This window comes from Actinacidiphila sp. bgisy144 (assembly GCF_057708105.1).
In genome coordinates this window covers 1-24748 of the sequence record NZ_JBYIRM010000022.1, presented here as the reverse complement: position 1 = coordinate 24748, position 24748 = coordinate 1, and the positions used below count along the sequence as shown (strand labels likewise).

Sequence of the window (24748 nt, the reverse complement as noted above, 5' to 3'; positions counted from 1 at the left end):
GGCGATTGACTCATCTGGCTCCTGCCTGACCAGCTCCAAAAGCTCCGACCACTCCCCGGCGATTGGGATTGCTTGGGAATAAATAGCCCAGCGAGCATGTCCGCTCTCCAGGCTCCCATGATCGCTGCCGATCCTTTCTGCCAGAGCTCTCAACCTCTCCTCGAACGACCACGACATCACTTGCACCCACCCTGCTGATTTAGCCGATAGGCGGCCATGCTCTTACGAATAGCCCTACGAATACTGCCCAGGTTATTATCGATCACCTGCTGCTGAGCCCGCGAAAGCTCCACATTGGAGTTTAGCGGTTTTCCGTTCTGTCCAATCTGAATCCCGTCACCCTTGATGCCGGGACCAATAAGATGACCGTGCGCTGGCCCGTGATCATTTGAGTAGATCTGGAAACGGTATGCGCCGTCCCTGAAGACCGTTCCACTGAAACCATCATCATCATTATGGACCAAAACTGGCGTGGTCCCCGCGAGTACATAGTACGTGTGGAGTTGGTCGACGGTGAGGTTGTAGCGGTCGGCGGCGCCCGGGGTCTGGTGGGTGGCGACGACGTAGGTGTGGGCGGCGGTGGGGGTGGTGAGGGCGTCGCCGGGGGTGAGGGCGGCGGCTGGGGTCCAGCGGTGAGTGGAGTCGTCCCAGAAGGGGTGGTTCGCCGTGGTGTGGAGGGTCGCGGTATGGCCGGGAGCCGTCTCCACCGTGAGGTCGATCAGATCGTGGTCGTGGTTGATGTGGGTGGCAGTGACGGTGTGGGCGCCCTTGTGCTTGCCCGTTGCCGGGTCGGCCGTCTGCACCTTGTCGCCGGGTTGGAGGTCGCCGATGCGCTTGGCCGAGCCGTCGGCCATGAGGACCAGGGTGTCGGGGTCGAAGCTGTTGGCCTCGCACGTCTGAGTCTTTTGGCGTATCGACGCTTCCTCGGCTGCCTCGGAGTCGGCGACCGCCTCTTCCGCCGCGACAGACGCTGCCGTGTCGAGACCCTCCAATGCGTCGGCCTCGGGCATCGCGAAGGACAGAGTGGTCTTCAGAGCATCGTTGATCGCCAGTGACGCGTACCATTCGCGCGCAGACCGTTGGCATTTGGCGAGGTTGTCGACGCAGTACGTGGCGGCGATGGCTCTGGCCTTCGCATACCCGTGGGGATGGTCCATGAGGTAGCGGCTCGCCTCGCTGCATGCCAGCAGACCGAAGCAGATCGTGCCGTGCTGTCCCCACTGCGGGTGCCAGTACCCTCCCATCGGAGGGTTGTGGGTCGCGGTGTAGTCAGGGCCGAACGCGGCGTACACGGCGGATGCACCCTTGCCGGTGACGGCTCCCGACGAGTTGTCATCGAGCCACGTGTCGTCGGTGTAGTGCGGTTCGCCCCTGTCCCGGTCACTGTCATACGTGGACGCCGCGGTCGGTGAGCCCCCGGAGCAGTTGGTCATGACGCCGGTCATGCAGTCTTCGTTGCCCTGTCCGGTCGGGTCGGAGAGGGTGGCGGGGTTGTTGTCGGCGTAGGTGTAGCCGTTGAGGGACTGGCTGTCGCCGGTGTCGAGCTGGGGGTCGACGGACAGGAAACGGCCGGTGGCCGGGTCGTACTCGCGGGCGCCGATGTAGGTGAGGCCGGAGTCGGAGTCGGTGGGGTCGCCGAGGAATCCCTTGTCGTCGGGCCAGGTGCCGCTCCCGCCGGAGCGGGGAGCTCCGAAGACCGTGGTGTAGCGCGTGGTGACCGCCTGGGTGGTGGCGTCCTGGGCCAGGCTGCTGGTGCCGTGCTGGTCCCCGACCAGCCACGTCAGGGTGTTGGTCCCGGTCCGGGTACTGCGCATCGCGACAGTCGTGTCGCCGAGGGTGTAGTAGCGCTCGGCCCAGTACGAGGAGGTGCCCGTCTTGAGGTGCACCTCGGTGTCGCCCAGGTAGAGGACCGTGTCACCGCCGCTGTCCCGCTTGATGAGCAGGTTGCCGTCTGCGTCGTAGACGTGACTGGTGGTGCTCTTGACCGTGCCCGCGGACGTCTTCTCCGTCAGGGTGTCGAGTTGCCCCTCCGCGTTCCACGTCAGGGCCTGTGTGTCGGTGCCGTTCGGGCGGGCGGTGGTCTCTCCGGAGGCGCTGTAGCCGTAGGCCGCCGCGGCTCCGGTGCACGTGGCTGCCCCGGGCAGCACGGACGTGAGGGCATGGGGCCGCTTGGCGTCGTAGCAGTACGACGTCAGGGTGCTGCCGGACGAGGTGTGGTCGGTCTGCGTGGCCCGCAGACCGCCCGCGGTATAGGTGTACGACGTCCAGTACGGCGCGGGGCCGCCGAGCGATGCCGCGCTGCGGCCGGCCGTGGCGCAGTCGGCGGCCGACGGGGTCCACGCGTCGGTCAGCCGGTCGTAGCCGTCATACGTGTAGCACTCGTTGTCCGTGGTGCTCTTACCGTTCTGGCCGACCGAGTCGAAGACGTGGGTGACGTTGCCCGCGTCGTCGTAGCCGTAGTCGAGTTCCTGGAGCTTGTCGGGCACGGTGTTGTCGGTGACCGTGGACTGGGTGAGGCGATCGGTGCCGTCCTCGAAGGTGTTGGTGACAGTGGTCTTGGGCGTCCCTTCCGCCGCGGTGCTGCCCAAGGTGAACTGGAGCGGCTGGCCGAGCTGGGAGTAGCTCGTGCTCAGTACGTAGCCGGTGGCGCCGTGGACGTCGGTGGGCAGGCCGAGGTTGGTGTAGTGGGTGGTGGTGGACTCCTCGGGGAGGCCACCCGCAGCCGGATCGTCGATGTACTGCTGGGTGCCGTCCTTGTTGTAATACGTCTGAGTCGTCAGGGTGCTGCTGACGGCACCGGAGGTGACCAGCGGGTCACCGGCGGGAAGATCGAGTTCGCTGGTGGTGGCGCGGTACAGGCTGTCGTAGTCGGTGACCTTGCTCGTGTACGCGCTGCCGGTGGTACCGCCCACGTAACTGGTGGCCGTGTCCAGTTGGCCCTTGAGCAGGGAGTCGTACGTCCAGTGCCCGAGCTTGTCGGCGTCCGTGCGGGCGTTCTGCCACTCGTCGGTCTTGCGGCCGAGCACGTCGTACCCGTACAGCAGGGTGGTGTCGTCGGCGTCGGTGGTGGAATCGACCTGGTCGAGGCTGGTGTAGGCGGTGGCGGTGGTGCCGGTGTCCGGGTCGGTGCTGGAGGTCTGGCGACCGAACAGGTCGTAGCCGTAGGACCACTTGGCGCCGTCTGGACCCTTGACGGTGTCGGCTTTGCCGTCGCCCGTGTAGGTGAAGTCAGTGGTGAGGTAGGGGGCGCCGACACCTGCGCCGTACTGGGCGTCGGCGAAATCCGTGCCGGAGTATGTGCGCTGCTCGGTGGTACGGCCGAAGACGTCAGTCAGGGTGCGGGTGGCTGTCCCGCCGACCGGGGCGCTGGTGGCTGTGGAGTCACCGGTGTACTGGGTTGTGGTGCTCCACTTCTTGACGCCGTAGACGGTGAACGTGCTGCTCGTGGCCCGCCCGGCGCCGTCGAAGACGGTGTCGGTCTGTTTGGCGGCCCGCCCGGCCTCAGTCCGGACGTATTCCCCTGAGGGGGTCGTGGTGGAGTCGAAGACGTCGGTGTACGTCTGGTCGGTCAGGCCACGGCTGTCGTAGCGGGTGTCGGTGAGCAGCCGGCCGCCGTTCGAGGTGGGCGACTGGGTCTGCAGCGTCCTCAGCAGCGAGTCGTAGATCGTGTAGGTGGTGTTGTAGGAGCCCTCATCGACGATCGAAGACGTGGACACCCAGGTCGGTGCGGTGTTGGAGAGGTGGTAGGTGTACGTGTAGTTCGCACCGGCTCCCCCGGCCCTGGACTGGTTCGGCAGCCACACACCGGTGATCCGGCCCAGCGGGTCGTATGCGGTCTCGGTGATCTTGCTGTTGACGTCGTACTGCTTGAGGGGGTCGCCGGTGGCGAAGTCCAGGTAGGTATAGGCGTTCTGGGACTTCGCGTTGGTGACCTGGACGCGGGTCACCGGGCCGGTGGTGGCCGGAACGTATGCGGTCTTGGTGGTGTTGCCGGCGGCGTCGGTCGTGGTCAGGACGCGTCCGAGCTTGGCAGTGGAGTCGTCGTAGGTGGAGGTGGTCACGGTTTGCCAGGACGTGGGCGGCCGTTCCGTGCCGGAGGCGCTCGCCGGGTAGGCGGCAGCGCGGCCGGTCCAGGTGGGCTCGCCGAGGGTCGGGGTCTGGGCGGCGCTCCATGCGGTGGCGACCGTGTTGTCGTAGACCGTGGCGGTGTCGGAGAGTACGTCGCCGCGGGTCTTGGTGTCAGTCGGGAGGGCGAGCGCGGACTCGGCCGTGTTGCATGGCTTGCCGGTGACCCGCGTGCGGGAGGCCAGCGAGGTCAGCCCGATGTCGGGGTTGCGGGCGTACCAGGTACGGGTGCAGGTTTCGTCACCGGTCTTGGCGCTGTCGCCGGCGTCGTCCACGGCGGTGGCCATGCCGTAGCCGTCGTACGTCGTCTTGGCGCTGTGAGTTCGCCAGGTGGCGGACGCCGTCAAGTAGGTGGATTCCGAGGTTGCCCCGGTGCGGACGAAGTACGCCTGAGCGTGCGGGGTGGCGTCGGTCTGGTCGGCGGTCGACTGCGACCAGGGGGTGTTGACGGTGACGGAGACTGGAGTCGACCCGTTGTACGTGATCTGCTCCCGGGTGAACCCCGCGTACTGGTCGCTGTCGGTCTGAGCCTGCACGGTCAGGCCCGTGAAGCCGGTGCCGGGGACGGACACCGACCGGGTCGAGCCGTTCTTCCGGGCGTCGCCGTCCATGCCCTGGAGGTAGATGGCCGTCGACTTGGACTGCGTGGCGGGAGCCGCACCGGTGAGGGTGGTGACACTCTGGTAGCCGCGCCAGTCCGACCAGGTACGTTCCTTCGTCGGTGTCATCGGGTCGTCGTCATGGTGCCAGGCCGGGCCCGAGTACGTGTAGGACGACTCCATGGTTTCGCCGTGCCCGGTCGGGTCGGAGGTGATGACGTCCAGTACCCGGTACTTGTTGAACCAGTCGAGCGTGGCTTCGTCCGCGCCGTTGACGTGCCAGTAGACCGGGTAGCAGCTGGTGTTGTCGTCGTCCTCCGCTGTGGGCATCGTCGAGCCGCGGACGCACTCCGGTTCCGAGTAGTCGACCGTGGTGATGGCGCCGGTCTCCGACGTGATCGAGTCCACGCGCGGCCGGTTCAGCGGAAGGACGTCATCTGTGGGCGCGTCGACGCGGTCCGGCCGCATTTGATAGGTGAAGGTGAGCGGCTCCAGAGCCGCCGTGCCACCGTTCTCGCCGGCGTGCACGATGCTGTCGAGGACCAGGGACTGGTCGGTGCTGTTGCCGATGTCCCCCGGGTCCAAATACTCCTGCTTGAGTGTCCACGCGTCCACCGGTGCGAAGGCGGCGGGAGTCGCCGCGGCGTTCCAGGCGAACGTCTCGACCTTCGTCAACCGCTTGCGGGTGAAGAACGAGGGCCCTGTGGCGTGGCAGGTCGCCCCGTTCGTGCAGATCGAGTCGAACGGCACGTCCGGCCAGTTCGGTGCGGTGTCCTTGGTGAGCGATGAACAGTCGGTGGCGGTGCAGCGCTCGTCGTACCCGAACTGGACCTTGTCCGTGGCGTTGGTGGCGCTGAACAGGGAGTCGGCGCGCTGGCCGTAGAGGATGTGGTCGAGGTAGCCGCCGCGGGTGTACTGGGCGGTGCCGGTCGTGGCGGCGTTCTTGGCGTAGTAGTTGGTCTCCGGCGTGTACCAGTACGACATGGCGTTGCCGTGCAGGTCGACGACGTAGTCCAGGTTCCAGCGCCATGCCTGGACTTGGGCGCGTGCGGACAGAGTGGTGCCGTCGGTGTAGCCGGGCTCGCCGGAGTCGTTACCGAAGACGGGAACGGTCCATACGGAGTTGGTGCGCTGCGTGTCAGCGCCGGGCAGCTTGTTCAGGCCGAAGACGTACTTGGTGCCGTCACCAGTGGTGACGGTCCAGTACTCGCCGGCCCCGTCGATGCCCGCGTCACCCTGGTCGCCGTTGTCGGCGCCGGTGGAGTGCGTGACCTTGGACGCGTCATCGTCCTTCAGGTGCCAACTGCCCGTCGAGCTGTCCTTGACCAGCTGGGTCGACTTGCCGTTCAGCACCAGGTTGGCATTGTCGTACTTCCAGCACAGGTCGTTCTTGCCGCTCTCGCCGTCGTCGTCGCAGGACGTGTACGACCGCTCGACGTAGGACTGGACGCTCAGGTCGAAGCCCTCGCCGACCTGGCTGCCCTGGTTGTTCGTGGATGCCGTGCGGCCGTCGACACTGCCCGAGTCGTACGACAGGGACATCGAGGGTTCGGGGCCGGCCGCAGCCGGCGGTGTGCTCATCGGGTAGGACCAGTCGAATGAACCGGATGAGCCGCCGGCGGTCCAGGTGGAGGAAGGCGACAGCGGTGACGCACTGTAGTTACCGGCCCCCGAGGTGGCCTCGCCCTGGGCCGCGGCAACAGCCAGGACCGTGGCGGAGGTTGCGCCGCCGGATGTCCGGTCCAGGGTGATGTCGGCGGCCACGGACTGCGTCGCTGTGTCGTTGGTCGAGTGCAGCGCTGTCTGGACGCGGCAGTCGGCCCGGCCGGGCTCGGTCAGCGCGCAGGCCGGGAGTTGGACCAGCCGCAGTCGGCCGGACCAGCCGCCGCCGTACGCGGAGGCGTAGGCCGCGTAGTCCACTCTGACGCGCGCGGTACCCGCAGTGGTCGCGGTCGCGGACAGCAGTACTCCGTCGATCCCGGCGGCCTGGGCGTGCTTCTGGTCCAGGGCGCGGAGGTCGACCGTGCCCGCGGCACCGTGGCCGCCGGTACGGGTGACGGTGACCGGCATGCCCCCGGCGGTCAGGCGCAGCGGGCCCTTCGCCGGGAGGGTGCCGGACACCTGCCCGTTCTTCGGCCAGATCACTCTCTGCTGGGTGCGGGCTGCCTTGGCCTGCGCGTCATTGGTGGCCTTCGCGGCGGCGACCTTGCTGCGTTCCTTGGCCGCACCGAGCCCGGTGACCGGATCGACCTTGCTGGTGCGTTCCTTGGGCAGCGCCGGTGCGCCGAAGTCGCCGCCGGTGTGCGCGACCGCGGGCGATGCGGCGAGGCCGGTCGGCACCGTCAGCGCGAGGCACAGCGCGGCCACGATGGCAGGGCGTCTGCGGCGCCGCGCCTGTTCGGCCGCGGGTCGGCGTGCCAGCAGGATGCCGTGCAGGAAGGTCACCCTCCGCCACCTGGTGTTCCGTCGTGTACTCACCGCTGCTCCTCCATACGGCCGGATCGGTAGGTGTGCCGTCGCGCACACATACCTGCGACCGTCACGGGTCGCTCGTGCACGCCTCGTTCGTTTCCGGGTGCTGGCGCGGCTCGGAGTGAGCCGCAGCCGCACTTCCTGGTCAGTCGCCCACGGTGTTCGCGACCTGCTGGCGGTCTGCCATCGCGCCGGCCCACAGCCGGATGTCGGTGATGCGCCCGGGCAGGTGGTGGCCCCACCCGGTGTCGCCTGCGACCCGGCCCTCACCGGCGGTGAAGAGTCCGGACCCGGGGTCGGCGGTGTACGGCACGCCCTCGCCGTTCTCGTCGGACCCCAGGTAGAAGTGGGCACTGCCGGAGGGCGCGTCGTAGGTACCGGTCAGGCGGACCGAACTGCCCAGTTCCGCGGGTTCGTCGGAGACGACCCCGTCGAAGCTGCCGTCGGCGGTGATCCGGCCGAAATACCAGTACCCGATGGGGACGGTGAGATCAGCGCCGCCATCCGGGTCCGGTTCGGTCTCGGTACCGGTCAGTTGGTACCAGAAGCCCCATGACGAGCCGTCGGCAGCACTCTCCTGGAGCACCTGGGCGGTGTAGCCGACGGGCTTGGCCACGAGTGCGGCGCTGTCGAGGTCGACCAGGGTGGTGGCCGTGAAGGAAGCGGTGTCGTCGACGACCGGGCCCGCAGTGGTCACGGCTCCGGTGGTGCCGTCGAGCACGATCGCCTGCCCGTCCAGCGATGCGCCGCCGGACAACGTGAGTGAGCGTCCGTACTGCGAGACCGTGTCCGACAAGGTGCTCCCGGATGCGCCGTCCGGGGCCCAGTCAGCGACCAGTTCAGTGCTCGGCTGTCCTGCGGAGTCGAACAGCTCGTCACTGGTGGCGATCTCGTCAGCGGTCAACGTCCTCTGCCACACGGAGACTTCGTCCACCCGCCCTTGCAGGTAGTGGTTGTACGTACCGTACGGCGAGCTGTTCCGGCCGAACTCCAGCATGCCGTCCGAGGCATGCGCGGTCGCGGCCGCGGGCAAGGCGACGGGCGCGCCTTGGAGATGCCCGTTTACATAGAGGCTGATGGTGTCGGCGACCGCGTCGTACACGCCGGTCAGGTGCGTCCACGTCTTCAGCGGTACGCCGGCCGTGGTGGCGTTCGCTCCGAGGTACTGGGGGGTGCCGTTCTCCTGCCAGTTCCACAGGAACACCCAGCGCTGGATGTTCGGCGAGTAGTACAGGGCGAAGCCGGAGTTGTCACTGCCTGTCTCCGACAGCACCGTACGGAAGTCCGACTCGTCCGACAGATACGCCCATGCCGAGACAGTGAACGACGACTCGGAGTTCACCGCCGGCTGCGAAGTGGCGGCGTAACCCTGCTGGTTGGCGGGGTTGGTCGTGTCGTTCAGCCACAGCGAACGGTCTCCGACGCCTCGCCTGGCCAGCCCCGACCAACCCGCGCCGGCGGTGTAGAGGGTGGCGTCGTGCCGGGCGCCCTCGGTAGCGGTGTCGGCCGCCGTGGTCACCCCGGAGCCGGCCGCGGCGTCGTCGAAGTGCCAACTACCCACCGGCGTCTGGCCCTCCTTGACGTTGAACATCGCGGTCGCCGTCTGGCCCCAGCCCGCCCCGTCCTCCGCGCGCACCAGAAGCAGTTGGGTGCCGGCGAGTTGTGGAGTGATCTTCACCTGGACACTCGCGCCCTTGATCGGCGCGGACCAGGTGGCGGACGATGCCAGCTTGTACGCGTACGCCGTGTTGACGTCACCGCCGGTCGGACCGAAACCAAAGGTCGCCGAGATCCCGGGGCCACCGGCCGCGACGCAGACCGAGCCGTCACAGGGTGTGTACGGACTGCCGAACGTGATGGCCGGCGGATTGGGGCCGGTGGTGTCGATCGTGAAGTAGCACCAACCAGTGGTGGTGACGGTGCTGTGCGACTCCAGGTAGCTGCTGCCGTCGTAGTAGGAGCGGGTGAATGCCGCGAAGCGGTACAGCCCTCCGTCATCCAGGGTGATCGGTGATGGGTCCGTCTCCGTCGTACCGTTGCCGATGAACCCGGTCAGCGGCCGAACCGGCTCGGTCGCCGTACTCCACCCACCGTCCGTGCCCTGCTTCTGCACCACGAAGTGCGCCCGCAGGCTGGCCCCGCTGCCGCCCCCGGTGACGTTCGCAACCTTGGCGGTGAAGTCCGGCGTCGGATCACCGACCACCTGCGGGTCGGCAGCCTTCGGCTCACAGCTGACCCCGCTTCCGGCCACCAGCCCTGCCGCGGTCGGCACCGCGGGCTGGCCCACGTATGTCACCGACAGCACCGCATCGTTCCTGAACCGCTTCCAGTCGCTGGTCGCGGACTCGTCCTCTGCTTTGATCAGCAGCGTCAGCCGGTCGAACTTGCCCGCCGCGAAGTCCGCGACCTGCGAGGTCAGCCGGGTGTCGTGGAACTCGATCGGTGCGGCCGGCTGGGAAGGGCTGCACAGTGAGCCCCGGCCTGCCGATACGTGCCGGGTGGCGACGACACCGAGATTGGTCGGCCGCTTGGCCCACGTCGTACCCGAGCTGATGTTGCTCGTGCGCTCCAGGTCCACCCAGGCGAGGTCGCAGGTGAACGACCAGGACTCGGTGTCCCGGAACGTCGCGTCCAGCACCTTCTTCCCCACCAGAGTGCTCGGCGAGAACTGGTAGTAGATCCGCTCGGTGTAGCCCGGGCCGCAGTAGTAGCCGTCGTACGAGGAGCACTGGCCCACGCCCTTGCCCTCGTCGTCGGTGCCGTTGTCGAAGTTGAAGTCCGTGTAGCCGTCCGACCGCATCTGCGTCCGGGCGGTCTGGCTCACTCCCACGCTGGGGTCGATGTACAGCGGGTAGGCGGTGTCGTCGGTGTTCGCCAGCATCGCCGGGTCCGGCTCGACCGACAGGGATCCGTCACCGATCTGCACCGGCAGCACAGTTGAGGCGTCGCCGTCGCCGGGGCCGGCGGGGGTGTCGACTTGCGCGGACTGGGGGGCGTCTGCGGACCGTGCGGCGGACGTGCTGGCGCTGTCGGTGCCCTGCGAGTTCCACATGAGGGCCGGAGGCGCCGAGAAGACGGGATTGGCGTCATCCTCGTCGACTGCCGTCAACCCACCACCATCCGCGGACCGCACCGTCAGGCCCTTGGAGTGCAGCGAGAACGTCAGGTGCTGGAGCGCCGGATTCGCTGCTGCTTCCGGAGACTTGACCACCAAGAGCTCACGGAAGCCGTCGACGGTCGCGGTCATGCGGAGATCGGTGCCCGGGAGGACCTCGGGGTAGGTTGCGGTCGCCCCATCCAGGGTCGGCTCCGGCAACGATGTCGGCCATCCCAAGGTCAGTGAGCGGTTGCCCTGGGAGATGTCCACCAGGCCGGAGCCGTCGCCCCCGCCCGAGAACGACAGCGACATCAGGGTCGCTTTCGGTGCCACGGAGCCGTCCGACCTGGTCTGGAGGGTCGTGTCCGGGTCAGTCCACGAGCCGTCAGCGGCCTTGACTCGTACCGGAACCGCCGACTGGTCGACTGTGAACGTGACCCCGTCCGGGTTCGCGTAAGTGGTCGAGTACGGGGTCCGCTCGCTGGCGACTTCCACCTGCTCGCCGCTGTCCGCAGCCTTCTGCGCTGCGGCTGCCTCGGCGGACAGCGGCGCCTTGGACCCGGTATCGGCGTGCGCTGCTGACGGGCCGCCGCCCATCGCCGGGAGCAGCGTCAGCAGTGAAGCCGCCGCCAGCATGGCCACCAACGCTCGCACCCGCGTACTGCCTGCACAGGCAGTACGGCGCGCCCTACTCCACTCCATGAAGTCCCCACCCCGGAGTTGCACGTTCTGCTGGTCAATGAAGAGCCAGCAGAATGTAAAGGAGATGTGAGGGCGGAGTCCATCGGGACGAACGGACCATTTGGGTCGCATATGCACCCACACAACGCCCGGTGGGATGTGACCTGAAGCACATTGAACCGCCTTGGGAAATCACAAGGGCAAATTACGTGACGCGGTGAACAACCAAAAGAAAACAGGAAGTTAACCAAGGATGCTACCCCCGAGCGGTCACGCCGGTGCGCCCGAGGGTGTAGCCTCACCGCCGACTCCCCCACACACAAAATGATGGAATCGGAAAACATTCCGACGTTCAGCAAGAGGAGGTCACGGAATTGGTGGCAAAACGCACCGGGCTCAGATCCGCCGGCCTAGTCGTAGGTGCGGTCGTCATGTTCGCAAGCGGCTGCGGTGGCACCGGGGAAACAGACCACTCGCAGACCGGAGCCGGTCGTGCGAGCAGTACGGCGGGGTCGTCCGTCGCGCCGTCGAGCACGGCTGCCAAGGGGTCACCCGCGCAGGTCGGCCAGCGCGACATCGATTCCTACGTCCTCAGCCGAAAGGAAGTCCCGGGGTACTCCATCACGGCGATGCAAGGCCGGACCCCCGAGGGGGACGAGGAGCCGGTCTCGCTGTCGAAAGGGACCGTTTTTCGCATCTCGCCTTTCGCATGCCAACCGTTCTTCGCGAATGTCGGCAGCGAATCGAGCGCCTACCCCCAGTACGGGCTCGCCGTTGACATCGTCGCCGACGACACCATTGAGACGACCATCTCCCTCGCCGCATACCGACCCGGTGACGCACCGCGGGTTCTGGCCGACCTGCGACAATCGGCTGCGTCATGTAGCGGCTGGGCAGGGCCGGTCGACAAGGCCGAGAAGTATGGCAAGCCGCAACTCGAAGCCGCACCGCGCCTCGGAGACGAGGCCGTGGAGTACAAGATCACCGAAAACATCACCGAGGACGACGGGAAGGTGATGCACGTCCCCTACGTCTATGTGACCGTTCGGAAAGGATCAACCGTTGCGGCATTCCAGGTCAGAGGACTTCCGGATAAGCCGCCGAAAGTTCCGACAGCGATGATCAAGGCCCAGATCGCGAAGGTTCTGAGGTAGACGCTCCGCCCGCGGACATACGCCCGCCATCGAACTGGGGCATCGGTGAGAAGACGCTCTGACGTCGAACCGTGCGGCTGCACCGGGTCCGGAGGTCGTGTCCCTTGATGTGGTGTAGCCGATCAGCATGGCGGTGTGCGCCGGAGGCGTGCGGTCGGTCGGTCGTCGCTCCCTGCCCGACAGGTGGGCCACCATGCAATTCTCCCTGGTAGAAGGCGAATTCCAACGAGGAGGTGCATGATGGCCCTGTCGCAGCATGATTTACTCCGGCTGCTGGAGTCCCACCGCCCATGCCCGCTCTCCAGCCCCTCAAGGTGCCCCCACCCTCACCGCCAACTCCTCCACCCTCCGCCCGAACACCGGGCCCCCACCCCCTCCCCACACACGCCCGCCCCTTGGGACACCCTTATCCCCATCAATTCTCGCCGTGAAGACGTGCAACCTTCGCCCGCCAAAGCACCGAGCGGAATCTCCCGTCCTCTTGAGCCCAGTAGCGGCGTGCTGTCTCAACGACCGATGCGTACTCGGCCCACCTCACAACGGAGATAAGAGCGCCCGCCGACAAGGACGCGCCCTCGTACGGTCGGGCCGACATGACGGCGCTGCCCTCGTAGACGTATCCCTGAACGAGCCAGCCGTCCTGCGCCTCCGAGAGAGACAGAGTTGCGGGATCGTGGAGTTCCTCTTCGGAAAGCAAGGCCGCCAGGACGGCGTCCGGGTCCTCGGCAAGCAGACCCAGTCGACCGTCCGAAAGCCCGGAAGGTTCCCCAACTCCTTGAAGGCCCCGTAGGCGAATTCAGGGTCGGTATCCCCGATCAGCCGCCCCTCGATGACCAACTGGAACCGGGCCTGACCAGAATTCGCTACCGGCGCAACCAGAAGGCCGAATCTTCCGTCATCGGTCAGGAATCTCAAGACCTGCCCCCCCTTTTTGACCGCCGTCGCGCCCGCCAGCACATAGTAAGTGTGGAGTTGGTCGTCGGTGGGGTTGTAGCGGTCGGCGGTGCCGGGGGGTTGGTGGGTGGCGGCGCTTCGACTCGACCTATGAGAGCGCCTCCGCCGACAGCCCTTACCGGTGCTCCAGCTCGCGGCCGCGGGGGTGGGCGCGGGCGGAGGGCTCCTCGGCGGCCGAGGGGGCGGGGGTCCGGGCGCGGTAGTCGGCGGCGGTGGACTCGATCAGGGCGAGGGAGTCCTCCGGGGGAAGCGCGGCGGCGGTGAGGAGGTCGTGGGTGAGGTGGGCGAGGTAGACCGCGCCCGGGTCGGTGAAGTGGTTGCCGGTGTGGTGAGCGGTGAAGTGCAGCGCGGAGCTCTCGTCGGCGTACGTCATCAGGCGCAACGCGCCGTCGGTGCCGGTGGGGTGGGGCGTCGCGGCCAGCGGCGGCCCCCGTACGGTGATGCGCCGCCGGCGGATCAGCGCGGCCAGGCTGTGCAGTTGCTCCGCCATGGTGGCGGGGCCGCCGAGGCAGCGGTGCAGGACCGCTTCACCGAGGACGGCCAGGTAGCGCGGCCCCTTCGGATGTTGCAGCACCGGCGTACGCGACAGCCGCGCTTCCCACCGGTACCGGGTGGGCCGGTCCGCGAGCAGCGGCGCGTACGTTCATTCCCGCACGAACCTCTTCGCCGTCATGGTCCATGTCCTCGGCGAGACCAACCGGCACGCCGGGCACGCCGACATCCTGCGCGAGGGCGTCGACGGCCGAACCGGGATGCGCCCCGAACACGAGACGCGGATCGATGAGGACGCCCGCGCCGCGTACCGCGCGAAGATCGAGCAGGCCGCCAGAGGGCGAGTTGGTGTGGCGGGTGGTGGCGAACTCCGTCAGAAGGCTTGACGCGCGTGTGCAAGTCCGGTGACATGTGATGGAAATCCTTGGAAAAAGTTCGGTGTTGTTCATCTGGTGACCATCGGGCCCCGCCACGGAGCGCGAACTGCGAACGATCGGTCAGGGATCGGTTCCGGCGGGGGCCGGCGGTCCAAGGCAAGGGACACGCATGCGACTTCGACGTAATCGACTCCGGCACGTGGTGACCGGGATCGCCCTTTCGGCGCTCGTCGGCAGCGGACTGGTCGTGGCGGCCGCGGCGCCCTCGACCGCCGCACCTCACTCCGCCTCCACCCCGCAGTCCACCCCCCACTCCCCCGGCACGTGGACGGTGGACGACCCCGCCCGCTCGACCCTCACCGCGCAACTGGACCTCGACTCCGCGGGCGAGCTGCACCTCGCCGTCGACCGCGGCGGCACGCCGGTGCTGCTGCCGGGCCGGCTCGGAATCCGCACCGACCAGCACGACCTGACGGCCGGTCTGGAACTGGTCAGGCGCCAGGACCGCACGGTCCACGAGTCGTACCAGATGACCACCGGCAAGCAACTGCGGCGCTCGGCCACGATGCACGAGGCCACGTTCACCTTCCGCGGCACCGACGGTGCCCAACTGGGCGTCGCCGTACGAGTGTCCGACGACGGCGTCGCCTACCGGTACCTGCTCGACGGCAGCGACACCGGCACCGGCACCGGCACCGTGACGGTCACCGCCGAGACCTCGTCCTTCGCACTGCCGACAGACGCCAAAGCCTGGGTCCAGCCGTACGCGACCAGCTACGAGACGGAGCGGACCGAGACCACGGCCGGCGCGGCCAACGAAGCCCAGCCCAAGACGTGCACCGGCACCACCTGCTCCTTCGGCTACCCGACGCTCTTCGAGGAGGGCAGCACCTACGTGCTGCTCACCGAGGCCGACGTGGACGGCCGCTACTCCGGCAGCCACCTCGACCACGTGGACGGCAGCGGCACGTACTCCGTCGCGCTGGCGGACGACGCGCCCGTCACCTCGCAGGGGCCGCTGTCCACGCCCTGGCGCACCGCGATCGTGGGCAGCCTCGACACGCTCGTCGGGTCGACCCTGGTGGACGACCTCGCGCCGCCCTCGAAGGTGAAGGACACCTCCTGGATTCGGCCGGGCGTGGACGACTGGTCCTGGCTGAGCGACGGTGACAGCCCCGGCGACTTCGACCGCCAGAAGGACTTCGTGGACTACGCGGCCGCCCACCGCCTACGCTACACGCTCGTGGACGCCGGCTGGCAGGCGAGCTGGGTGCCCGAGCTGGTCCGCTACGCGCGGGCCAAGGGCGTGGACGTGATCCTGTGGTTCGACTGGAACGACCTCAAGACCCAGGCCCAGCGCGACGCCTGGCTGCCGAAGGTCAAGGCGTGGGGCGTGGCGGGCGTCAAGGTCGACTACATGTACTCCGACTCCCAGTCCACCTTCCAGTGGTACGACGCCATCCTGCGCGACACGGCCCGGCTCAGGCTGATGATCGACTTCCACGGCGCCACGATCCCGCGCGGCCTCCAGCGCACCTGGCCGCAGGTGATGAGCGTGGAGGCGGTCCGCGGTGAGGAGAACGGGCAGAACCCCACCCGCGACATCTTCCTCGCCTTCACCCGCAACATCGTGGGCTCGATGGACTACACCCCGACCTGGTTCTCCCGCCCCAACCGGCAGGACTCGCTCGCCCACGAGCTGGCGCTGCCCGTGGTCTACGAGTCCGGGTGGACCTCACTGGGCGACAACCCCGAGGGGTTCTCCGCGCAACCGGTGGCCGAGCGATTCCTCGAACAACTCCCCACCACCTGGGACGAGACGCACCTGGTCTCCGGCGGCCCCGGCCAGCAGCCGGCCGGTGACCGGCAGGCCGTCATCGCCCGCCGCAACGGCGACCGCTGGTTCGTCGGCGGCATCCTGGCCGGCGCGAGCGACACGATGAAGGCGCCGCTCGGCTTCCTCGGCAAGGGCAGCTGGCTGGTGGAGACGGTCGGCGACAGCGACGGTCAACTGGTGCGCACCGTAAGGACGGTGACCGCGCAGGACACGCTGACGGTGTCGGCCGCCGCCAACGGCGGTTTCGTCGCCCTGGCCTGCCCGGCCACCAAGGGCCGCACCGACTGCGAGAACCCGGTGATCACCGCGCCGGCCACGACGCTGACGCCGACCCACTCGGCCGTGACCGCGGGCGCCGGCACCACGGTCGGGATCGACGCGACGTTCGAACTGCCCCAGGGAACGGCCCTGCGGCAGGTGCGGCTGGCCGTGGACCGCGACCGGCTCCCCGCCGGCTGGAGCGCCAACGGACCGGCGGTGGCGGCCGGTTCGCTGCCGGCGGGCAAGCCGCTCGCCGGCCACTGGACCGTGACGGTCGGCAAGGACCAGCCGGGCGGCGAGGTCGACGTGCCCGTGGTGGCCACCTACGCCGACCCGGCCGGCGGCAACGCCCCGCCCATCCACGTCGAGGAGGTCGTGCAGGTCTCCGTACCTCTGCACGGCACGGTCTACGCCAGCGACCAGCCGTTCCTCTCCGAGACCAACGGCTACGGGCCGGTCGAGCGCGACCAGTCCAACGGCGAGGCGGGCGGGCAGGACGGGCACCCGCTGACCATCGACGGCACCGTGTACGCCAAGGGCCTGGGCATGAACGCCCCGGCCCAGGTGCAGATCGACCTCCAGGGCCGCTGCACCCGCTTCGAGGCCCACGTCGGGGTCGACGACGAGACCGGCGGGCAGGGCAGCGTCACCTTCACCGTGCTCGGCGACGACGGGCGGCAGCTCGCCGCCACCGACGTGATCCGCGGCGGACAGAGCGCGGTGGCCCTGTCCGTCGACACCACCGGGGTGCACACCCTGAGCCTGGCCGTCGGTGACGGCGGCGACGGCAAGAACTACGACCACGCGGACTGGGGGCTGGCCCAACTCACCTGCGCCGGCTGACGTCCGCCGCCGCACATCGCACGCGGCACCCGGGACCGCTGCCCCGTCACCCGTTCGAGGTGGCGGGGCAGCGGGCGTACGCGCGCGGGCCGACAACACCCCGCACATCCAGTGACGTGAAGTAGCCCCTCCCCCAACGGCGTTGATTGCTTCACTTGTTGAACCCCGGCCGCCCTCTTGACTGCGCGCACGGAACGTCGCTTTTATGCGAAGTGCACGTGGGAGCGCTCCCATACGCGTCCCCCGCGCACATCTCCGACCGGCAGCGTTCCGTTCCCCCCACCGAGAGGAATCGCCCCATGGTCACCACTCCGGGCTTCGCCGGCCCCCCGAGAGCGTCCCGCGCATGGCGGGTGCCCCTGACCGCCCTCGTGGCCGCGGCCCTGATGGCCCTGATGTCCCTGTTCGCGCTGGCCGGGCAGTCGCCGGCCCGCGCCGCCGCCCCACCGGCCGCCACCGCCGCCACCGCCGCCCCGGCCGCCGGGACCGGTTACTGGCACACCAGCGGACGCCAGATCCTGGACGCGGCCGGCCAGCCGGTGCGCATCGCGGGCGTCAACTGGTTCGGCTTCGAGACCGACAACCACGTGCCGCACGGCCTCTGGGCGCGTGACTACAAGTCGATGATGGACCAGATGAAGTCGCTGGGCTACAACACCATCCGGCTGCCCTACAGCGACGACATCTTCAAGCCCGGCACGATGCCCGACAGCATCAACTTCTACAACATGAACGAGGACCTGGAGGGGCTGACGTCCCTTCAGGTCATGGACAAGATCGTGGACTACGCGGGCTCGATCGGCCTGCGGATCATCCTCGACCGGCACCGGCCGGACGCCAGCGGGCAGAGCGCGCTGTGGTACACCAGCTCCGTCCCGGAGTCGACGTGGATCACCGACCTCAAGGCGCTGGCCACCCGTTACGCCGGCAACCCGGCCGTGGTCGGCATCGACCTGCACAACGAGCCGCACGACCCGGCCTGCTGGGGCTGCGGCGACACCACGATCGACTGGCGGCTGGCCGCCGAGCGGGCGGGCGACGCGGTGCTCGGCGTCAACCCGGACCTGCTGATCTTCGTGGAGGGCATCCAGACCTACAACGGCACCTCCGGCTGGTGGGGCGGCAACCTGATGGGCGTCGGGCAGTACCCGGTGCAACTCGACGTCGCCAACCGCGTGGTGTACTCCGCGCACGACTACGCCACCAGCGTCGCCCAGCAGAGCTGGTTCAACGACCCGTCGTTCCCGGCGAACATGCCCGGCATCTGGGACAAGTACTGGGGCTACATCTTCAAGCAGAACCTCGCGCCCGTCTGGGTGGGCGAGTTCGGCACCACCTTGCAGTCCACGACCGACCAGACCTGGCTCAAGGCCCTCGTGGACTACATGCGCCCCACCGCGACCTACGGCGGGGACAGCTTCAACTGGACGTTCTGGTCGTGGAACCCGGACTCCGGTGACACCGGCGGCATCCTCAAGGACGACTGGCAGACCGTCGACAGCGTCAAGGACGGCTACCTCGCCAGCATCAAGGCCCCCGGCTTCGACGGCACCACGTCCACGGGCGGCACGTCGAGCGGTACGTCGTCCGGCACGTCGAGCGGCACGTCATCGGGTACGTCCAGCGGCGGCAGTACGGGCGGCAGTACGGGCGGCAGCAGCTGCACGGCGGTCCTGCACGTGGACAACCAGTGGGACACCGGCTTCACCGCCACCGTCACGGTCACCGCGGGCAGCACCGCCGTCAACGGCTGGACCGTCACGTGGTCCTGGCCGGGCAGCGAGAAGGAGACCAGCGCCTGGAGCGCCGACGTCAGCCAGACCGGCAGCGCGGTGACGGCGAAGAGCCTCTCCTACAACGCCGCCGTCGCGGGATCGGGCTCCACCACGTTCGGCGTCCAGGGCACCTCCGCCGGTGCGTTCACCGTACCGGCGCTGACCTGCACGGCTTCCTGACGGTCCACCACGGCACGGCGGGCCGGCCGGTGTACGAGCAGGCCGGCCCGCCGCGAGTACGTCGTCACGCTGAACGCCGACACCTACGCCGTCACCGGAAACTGGCTCGGCGACGCCTATCTCGGCCTGTGCGGGCGGGAGGTCGCGGTGTCGGGCGGCAAGCGCTGGTGGACCGAGAACGCCAGCAACGTCACGGTGAACTGCGACACGAACACCACGACCACGAGCTACATGCACTACCAGGCAACCACCGAGCCGCCCGGCAACCAGACATCGGGGCTGAACTTCCGGTTCGCTCCCCAGCAGCCCGGGGCGCCGGGGAAGCTGCTGTACACGTGGACGACCAACGCCTCGTACGCGGCGCTGTACGACACGGCCGACTCGAAGGGCATCTCGGGCCGGCAGTGGTCCAAGAGCACCATGCCCACCATCCCGGTCGCGCAGGACGCCTCGCTCAGCGCGGACGCCTCGCTGGTGGGGCTGGCCGACGGCGCCGACGGGTTCCGGCTGCTCAACGGCGCGGACATGTCGGACGCCGCCGGATGGAGCGCGCCCCCGGCGGGCGCCTCCGCGACCGCGGTGGCGCTCAGCCCGGACGGCTCGCTCGTGGCGCGGGGCATGGCCGCGTCCGGCGACGACGCCGATCTGCTGGTGCAGGACACCGACCCGACGCACGGCGACACCCCCCGCAGCTTCGTCTTCCAGGACGACTCCGACGGCGGCGACCGTATCGCCTCGCGCGGCCTCGCCTGGTCGTCGCACGCGTCGAAGCTCTTCGCCGTCACCGGCGACTCGGCCGGTGACGCGTACTGGCTGCACATCATCAGCAACCCGGGTTCCCGCTACCACGCGGCCTTCCAGGGGCCGTTGACCCTCCAGCCCGGGACTCCGTACGCCGGGCAGCCGGTGGAGCTGAGCGGCACGATCACGCTGAACGGGCCGGCGTCCGGGCCTGCCGCGCGCCTGACGGCGGTCCGTACGGACGCCTCCGGCAGCCACCCGCTCGATCCGGTCACGGCGGCCGCCGACGGTTCGTTCACCTTCGAGGACACCCCGCCGGACGCGGGGACCGCGACGTACACCGTGTCGTACGCGGGCGACGCCGAGCACGACCCGGCCGACGACGCCACTACGACGGTCACCGTCGACAAGGCGCCGACCTCCTTGACGCTGGCCGCGCCGACCTCGGGTACCGGCGGCAGCGTGCACATCGCCGGGACGCTCACCACGACCGGCACCGCGCTGCCCGCCGGCACGGTGGTGCGCGTGCAGCGCCGTACGAAGGGCGGCGCGCCCTCGCTGCCGACGCTCCGGGTCGGCGCGGACGGTACGTTCGCCTTCGACGACGTGCCCGGCCCCGGCGACACCCTCTACACGGTGGACTTCAAGGGCGACGACGACCACGCCACGTCCACGGACTGGGTGGTGGTCCCGGCAACGGGCTGACAGTGCCGTACGGTTGACGGCCGGTCGGCGGAGGTCCCGCCGGCCGGCCGGGGTGTCAGTGGTGGGTGCCCTGGCGGCCGAGGGTGGTCTCGGGGGTGGCGCCGGGGCGCGTCCACTGGGGGACGGGACGGCCGGTGGGGCCCCAGGTGGCGTTGCCGTCCGCGTCCGAACGCCAGTACCAGCAGGGGCCCTTGCCCTCGGGCCACCCCTCGGGGACGTCCTGCCACGCCTCGCCGCGGCCGTAGGGGGTCATGTCGAGCAGGGCGAAGGACCCGCTGGCCGCCTCGGTGCCGCGGCCGGTGGTGGAGTAGGTGAGGAACGTACGGTCGCCGTCGCGCAGATAGCTGGTGAGGTGGCCCATCTCGCCACCGACCGGCTCCTCCAGGCCGCGCACGGAGTACCAGGGCTGGGTGTAGCCCATGAAGTCGGTGAAGGCGGCGACCTCCTCCCAGCGGCCCGGGGTCAGGATCGCGAACGACACCCCGCGGCTGTTGAGGTACACGGCGTCCTTCATGTGCCAGGCGGTGACGGTGCAGCCCTCGCACTGGCCCTGGTGGGGCGCGCCGTCCCACCACATGTGCTTGTAGACGAGGAGTTCGTCGCGGCCCTGGAAGAGGTCGAGGAAGGGGACCGGGCCGTTCGGGCCGACGACCTCCACGGTGCCGTCGAACTCGGCCATCGGCAGGCGGCGGCGCGCGGCGGCGATCGCGTCGCCCTCCCGGGTGTGGGCCTTCTCCCGGACCAGCAGTTCGTCGCGGGCGGCCTGCCAGGTGGCCATGTCCACGATCGGCGGGCGGGCGGGGTCGGCGGGCGGGGTCGTCATACGGTCCTCCGTGGGTGTCCAGTGCTGTCACCACGTCAGACTCCCGCCGCGCACGGAACTCATCGCCACCCGCGGAAACGCGGGAGACAAGGCCGCGCCAACTGCCGTACCTCCACCGTGCGTCACGCCTTTCCGCAGGTCAGGACGGTGGAACGGCCACCCGCCAGATATGGCCGCCGTGCTGGCCTGTCCCCCCGGGCCGCGCCCGAGGCGAGCCTGTGACGGCACCCCGGCCCTCCTTCGGCCGTCCGACGACTTACGGAGCCCCCATGAAGTCACCGACGTACGCGCACCTGGCCGTCCTCGGCGTGACGCTCACCGGCCCGACCCGGCGGTCACCGGTCCGAAGCGTCCGAAGGGTCCGAAGAGTCCGAACGCTCAGAACAGCCCTGGCGGCCGCCGCCCTTGCCGTACTGCCCCTGCTCGCCCTGGCACCCGCCGCCCGAGCGGCCACCGCCGCCACCGAACTTCCCCCGTTCACCAGCGGCTTCGGCCTGACCCTGCACGCTCACCGTGACCACCCCGCAGGTGTCCGGCCCGCACCGGATACGGATCTTCCTGCCCGCGGACTACGCCGCCGACCCCGCCCGGCGCTGGCCGGTGACGTACTTCCTGCACGGCGGCGCGGGCAGCGTGGACGACGCGGCCGCACCGGCCGACCTCGCGAGGCTGGCGGGCACCGACGTCACCCTGTACACCGGCAGCAGCCTGCCGCTGGACGCGTTCACGCGGGTCGCGGCCCGGCACGTCAAGGCCCGGCTGGACCGCCTCGGCATTCCCGCCCGCCTAGACGACTACGGCAACGGGGCGTCGCTGGCGCCCGGTTGCGACGGCGGGCACGACTACGGCTGCTGGGCTCCGGCGCTCGCCGACTACATCCCGCGCCTGCGGGCGGAGTTCGGCGCGGCGGACACCCGGGAGTAGACCGCGAGGAGGTCCTCGACGACCGCGCCGATCGAGAAGCGGTCCTCGACCAGCCGCCAAGCCGCCTCGGACGTACGGGCGTTGGTGTCGGGGTCGAGCAGTTCGAGGATCGCCGCGGCCACCAGGGGGCCGTTGTCGGCGTCGGGCCGACTGGGGGTGATGACGCCGGCGCCGGCCGCCTCGATGTCCGGGGAGAGGCCGCCGGTCGCGGCGGCGACGACGGGGACGCCGACGGACATCGCCTCCAGCAGCGAGACGGCGAACGGCTCGACCACGGACGGCAGGACGTACACGTCGGCGGTGCGCAGCCGGGCCAGTACCTCGTCGTGGCCGAGCGGGCCGGGGGTCTGAAGGGCGTGGGCGACGCCGAGTTCGGCGGCGAGCGCGCGCAGCGGCCCGGTGAGCGCGCCGGTGTCGGGCCCGGCCAGCACGAAGCGGGCGCCGGGGTGGACGGCGAGCACCGCGGGCATCGCGGCGACGAAGTCCTCGGGGCGCTTGCGTTTCTGGACGCGCGCGGCGTAGAGGATCGTCGGCGGGCGGTCGCCGGTGCGCGGCGGGCGGCGGTCCTGGCGGGCGACGCCGTTGACCAGGCGGTGGAAGGTGGTCAGGGGGGTGTCGGGTACGACCGCCTGGACGCCGTCGCGTTCGTCCGCGGTCAGGTGCAGGATGGCGTCGGCCCGGCGCAGCACCCGTTTGAGGCCGAGCAGGTCGACGGCTTTGGCGAAGGCCTTCTCCGTCGGGTCGATCATGCCGTGGGTCTGCACCACCAGCGGCACCCCGGCGGCGAGCGCCACCAGCGCGAACGGCAGCGTGATCAGGTCGCGCATCAGGTGGACGTGCACCACGTCCGCGCCGGCGGCCATCCGGCGGGCGCGGGCCAGCAGCCCCGGCGAGGTGATGCCGCTGACCTCGAAGGCGGGCAGCACGTGCCGGGCCTGGTGGACAAAGGACGGCACGCCTTCCAGTTCGGTCGGCAGCGGCCCGGTGAAGCCGTCGCCGAGGGTGGCGATCCGGGCGTCCATGCCCTTGGCCCGCAGGCCCCGCGACAGGTTGAGGGCGACCCGGGTCGGGCCGCCGAAGTCGTTGGTGGGCGTGTGCAGGGTGACCACATGCAGGACTCTCACGTGCGAAAACCGCCTCCCCCTGAGCTGCGTCGCGGCGCCCTTCCGCCGCCGGGCGCCGCCCCGGCCCCGCGTCCCCCGGCACGGCCGCCCCAGCCTAGCGGCGGGCGCCGCCGCGGGTGCCCGCATCGGCGCAACCCGCCTTTCCGGGGATGGTTCCGGACTTTGCCGCATCGTCACACCCTTCGCACGGAACGCACCGCGCCCCGTGTCCCTCTAGCCCTGTGGACGGTACGGAAACGGAAGGGAAAGGGGGCGCGGCGTGAACCTCACCAGCTGGTCGACGGCGTATGTCCTGGCCGGGGTGGCCGCGGCGTGCGTGGTGCTCACGGTGTGGACGTGGCCGCGGCTGGCCCGTACCGGCTGGGGGTGGGTGGCCGCGCGGCTGGCGGTGATCGGGGTGACCCAGCTCGTGACGGTCACCGCGCTGCTCGCGGCCGTCAACGCCGACTACCAGTTCTACGGTTCCTGGAGCGACCTGTTCGGCACCGGGAAGACCGCGCCGGTCGCGATCGGCCCGAACGCGTCGGGCACCGCCCTGACCACCAGGACCGCGCTGATCGAGCCGGGGGCGACCTCGCTGCTCAAGGGTGTCAGCGGCATCCCGAGCGCGCCGGCGTCCCGCAACGGCCGGGTGGAGTCGGTGCGGGTGATAGGGCGGCGCACCGGGGTGATCGACCCGGCGTTCGTCTACCTGCCGCCGGAGTACTTCCAGAAGGCGTACGCCCGCCAGCGCTTCCCGGTGATCCTGGCGATGAGCGGCTATCCGGGCAGCATCTACAACCTCGCGCAGGGGCTGCGGGTGTGGCAGATCTCCCAGCAGCTGATGAAACAGGGCCGGATGCAGCCGACGGTCATCGTGGAGATCCGCCCGACGATCGCGCCGCCGCGCGACACCGAGTGCGTCAACGTGCCCGGCGGGCCGCAGACCGAGACGTTCCTGGCGAAGGACCTGCCCGACGCCCTCAAGGCCACCTACCGGGTGGGCCACAGCGCCACCGCGTGGGGCGCGCTGGGCTACTCCTCCGGCGGCACCTGCGCGCTGCAACTGGCGATGCGCGACCCGGGGGTCTTCACCTCGGCGGCGGCGCTGTCCCCGGACTTCACCATCCATCAGGACATCACCACCGGCAACCTGTTCGGCAGCGGCGTCTCCCGGCAGAAGCGGATCGACTCCCACGACCTGTACTGGCGGTTGCGGCACCTGCCGATCCCCCAGGTGTCGGTGCTGGTCGCCGCGAGCCGGCACGGGGACGAGAACATCTACCCGAAGGCGCGGGAGTTCCTGCGGCTGGCGAAGGCGCCGATGCGGACCGCGTCGATCTTCCCCGCCCACGGGGTGCACAACTTCAGCACGTGGACCAGTGAGATGCCCGCGGCGCTGGCGTGGCAGAGCCAGCAGCTGATCTTCCCGCAGGACGTGGCGCCGCGGCACGCGGCCGGGAAGGCGCATCCCGGTGCGAAGGGCGGGCGCGGCGCGGGGGCCGGCAGCCGGGTGGCGCACGACAAGCCGGTGCTGCGGGCGGAGCGGCGCAGGGCGGTGGGGGGGGGGGGGGGGGGGGGGGGGGGGGGGGGGGGGGGGGGGGG

12 protein-coding genes and 1 pseudogene are annotated in these 24748 nt (G+C 69.7%); 7 read left to right on the top strand and 6 right to left on the bottom strand.

The window, feature by feature from the left end; translation table 11 throughout:
- Positions 1–176 precede the first annotated feature (176 nt).
- Both AC3EVP_RS23965 and AC3EVP_RS23960 read right to left on the bottom strand, forming a co-directional pair.
- Entirely contained in the window at positions 177–6794 is a 6618-nt protein-coding gene (locus AC3EVP_RS23965) for a polymorphic toxin-type HINT domain-containing protein (protein WP_435133035.1), read from the bottom strand.
- Between the two features lie 547 nt (positions 6795–7341).
- Positions 7342–10947: a laminin G domain-containing protein gene (locus AC3EVP_RS23960; protein WP_435132849.1), complete on the bottom strand. Its 3606-nt coding sequence runs from the start codon at positions 10945–10947 to the stop codon at positions 7342–7344.
- A gap of 458 nt (positions 10948–11405) precedes the next feature.
- On the opposite strand from AC3EVP_RS23960, the gene AC3EVP_RS23955 reads away from it, so the two are divergent.
- Positions 11406–12128, top strand: coding sequence for a hypothetical protein (locus AC3EVP_RS23955; RefSeq protein ID WP_435132847.1), 723 nt, complete (start codon positions 11406–11408; stop codon positions 12126–12128).
- Positions 12129–12543: 415 nt separating this feature from the next.
- Here the strand turns inward: AC3EVP_RS23955 and AC3EVP_RS23950 are convergent, their stop codons facing one another.
- Positions 12544–12825 (bottom strand): hypothetical protein, encoded by a 282-nt coding sequence (locus AC3EVP_RS23950; RefSeq protein WP_435132845.1) that lies wholly within the window; start codon positions 12823–12825, stop codon positions 12544–12546.
- A 372-nt stretch (positions 12826–13197) separates the two neighbouring features.
- A complete protein-coding gene (locus AC3EVP_RS23945; RefSeq protein WP_435132842.1) occupies positions 13198–13656 on the bottom strand; it encodes a Scr1 family TA system antitoxin-like transcriptional regulator in 459 nt (152 codons plus the stop codon).
- A 70-nt stretch (positions 13657–13726) separates the two neighbouring features.
- Between AC3EVP_RS23945 and AC3EVP_RS23940 the strand changes: the two are divergent.
- The 4 genes and pseudogenes from AC3EVP_RS23940 to AC3EVP_RS23925 form a co-directional block, all read left to right on the top strand.
- A pseudogene (locus AC3EVP_RS23940) lies at positions 13727–13960 on the top strand (mycothiol transferase); the annotation flags it as partial.
- 190 nt (positions 13961–14150) lie between these two features.
- Entirely contained in the window at positions 14151–16892 is a 2742-nt protein-coding gene (locus AC3EVP_RS23935; protein ID WP_435132840.1) for an NPCBM/NEW2 domain-containing protein, read from the top strand.
- A gap of 299 nt (positions 16893–17191) precedes the next feature.
- Positions 17192–18847: a cellulase family glycosylhydrolase gene (locus AC3EVP_RS23930; RefSeq protein WP_435132838.1), complete on the top strand. Its 1656-nt coding sequence runs from the start codon at positions 17192–17194 to the stop codon at positions 18845–18847.
- Between the two features lie 147 nt (positions 18848–18994).
- Positions 18995–20293 carry an Ig-like domain-containing protein gene (locus AC3EVP_RS23925; protein ID WP_435132836.1) on the top strand — a complete coding sequence of 433 codons (1299 nt, stop codon included), beginning with the start codon at positions 18995–18997 and terminating at the stop codon, positions 20291–20293.
- 55 nt (positions 20294–20348) lie between these two features.
- Here the strand turns inward: AC3EVP_RS23925 and AC3EVP_RS23920 are convergent, their stop codons facing one another.
- Positions 20349–21116 carry a DUF899 family protein gene (locus AC3EVP_RS23920; protein ID WP_335982843.1) on the bottom strand — a complete coding sequence of 256 codons (768 nt, stop codon included), beginning with the start codon at positions 21114–21116 and terminating at the stop codon, positions 20349–20351.
- A gap of 513 nt (positions 21117–21629) precedes the next feature.
- Here AC3EVP_RS23920 and AC3EVP_RS23915 point away from each other — a divergent pair.
- Positions 21630–22040, top strand: coding sequence for a hypothetical protein (locus tag AC3EVP_RS23915; RefSeq protein WP_435132833.1), 411 nt, complete (start codon positions 21630–21632; stop codon positions 22038–22040).
- Here the strand turns inward: AC3EVP_RS23915 and AC3EVP_RS23910 are convergent.
- Entirely contained in the window at positions 21989–23164 is a 1176-nt protein-coding gene (locus AC3EVP_RS23910) for a glycosyltransferase (protein ID WP_435132830.1), read from the bottom strand. The genes AC3EVP_RS23915 and AC3EVP_RS23910 overlap by 52 nt on opposite strands.
- Before the next feature lie 259 nt (positions 23165–23423).
- On the opposite strand from AC3EVP_RS23910, the gene AC3EVP_RS23905 reads away from it, so the two are divergent.
- Positions 23424–24748: alpha/beta hydrolase (locus tag AC3EVP_RS23905; RefSeq protein ID WP_435132828.1), on the top strand; the 1325-nt coding region annotated here is incomplete at its 3' end.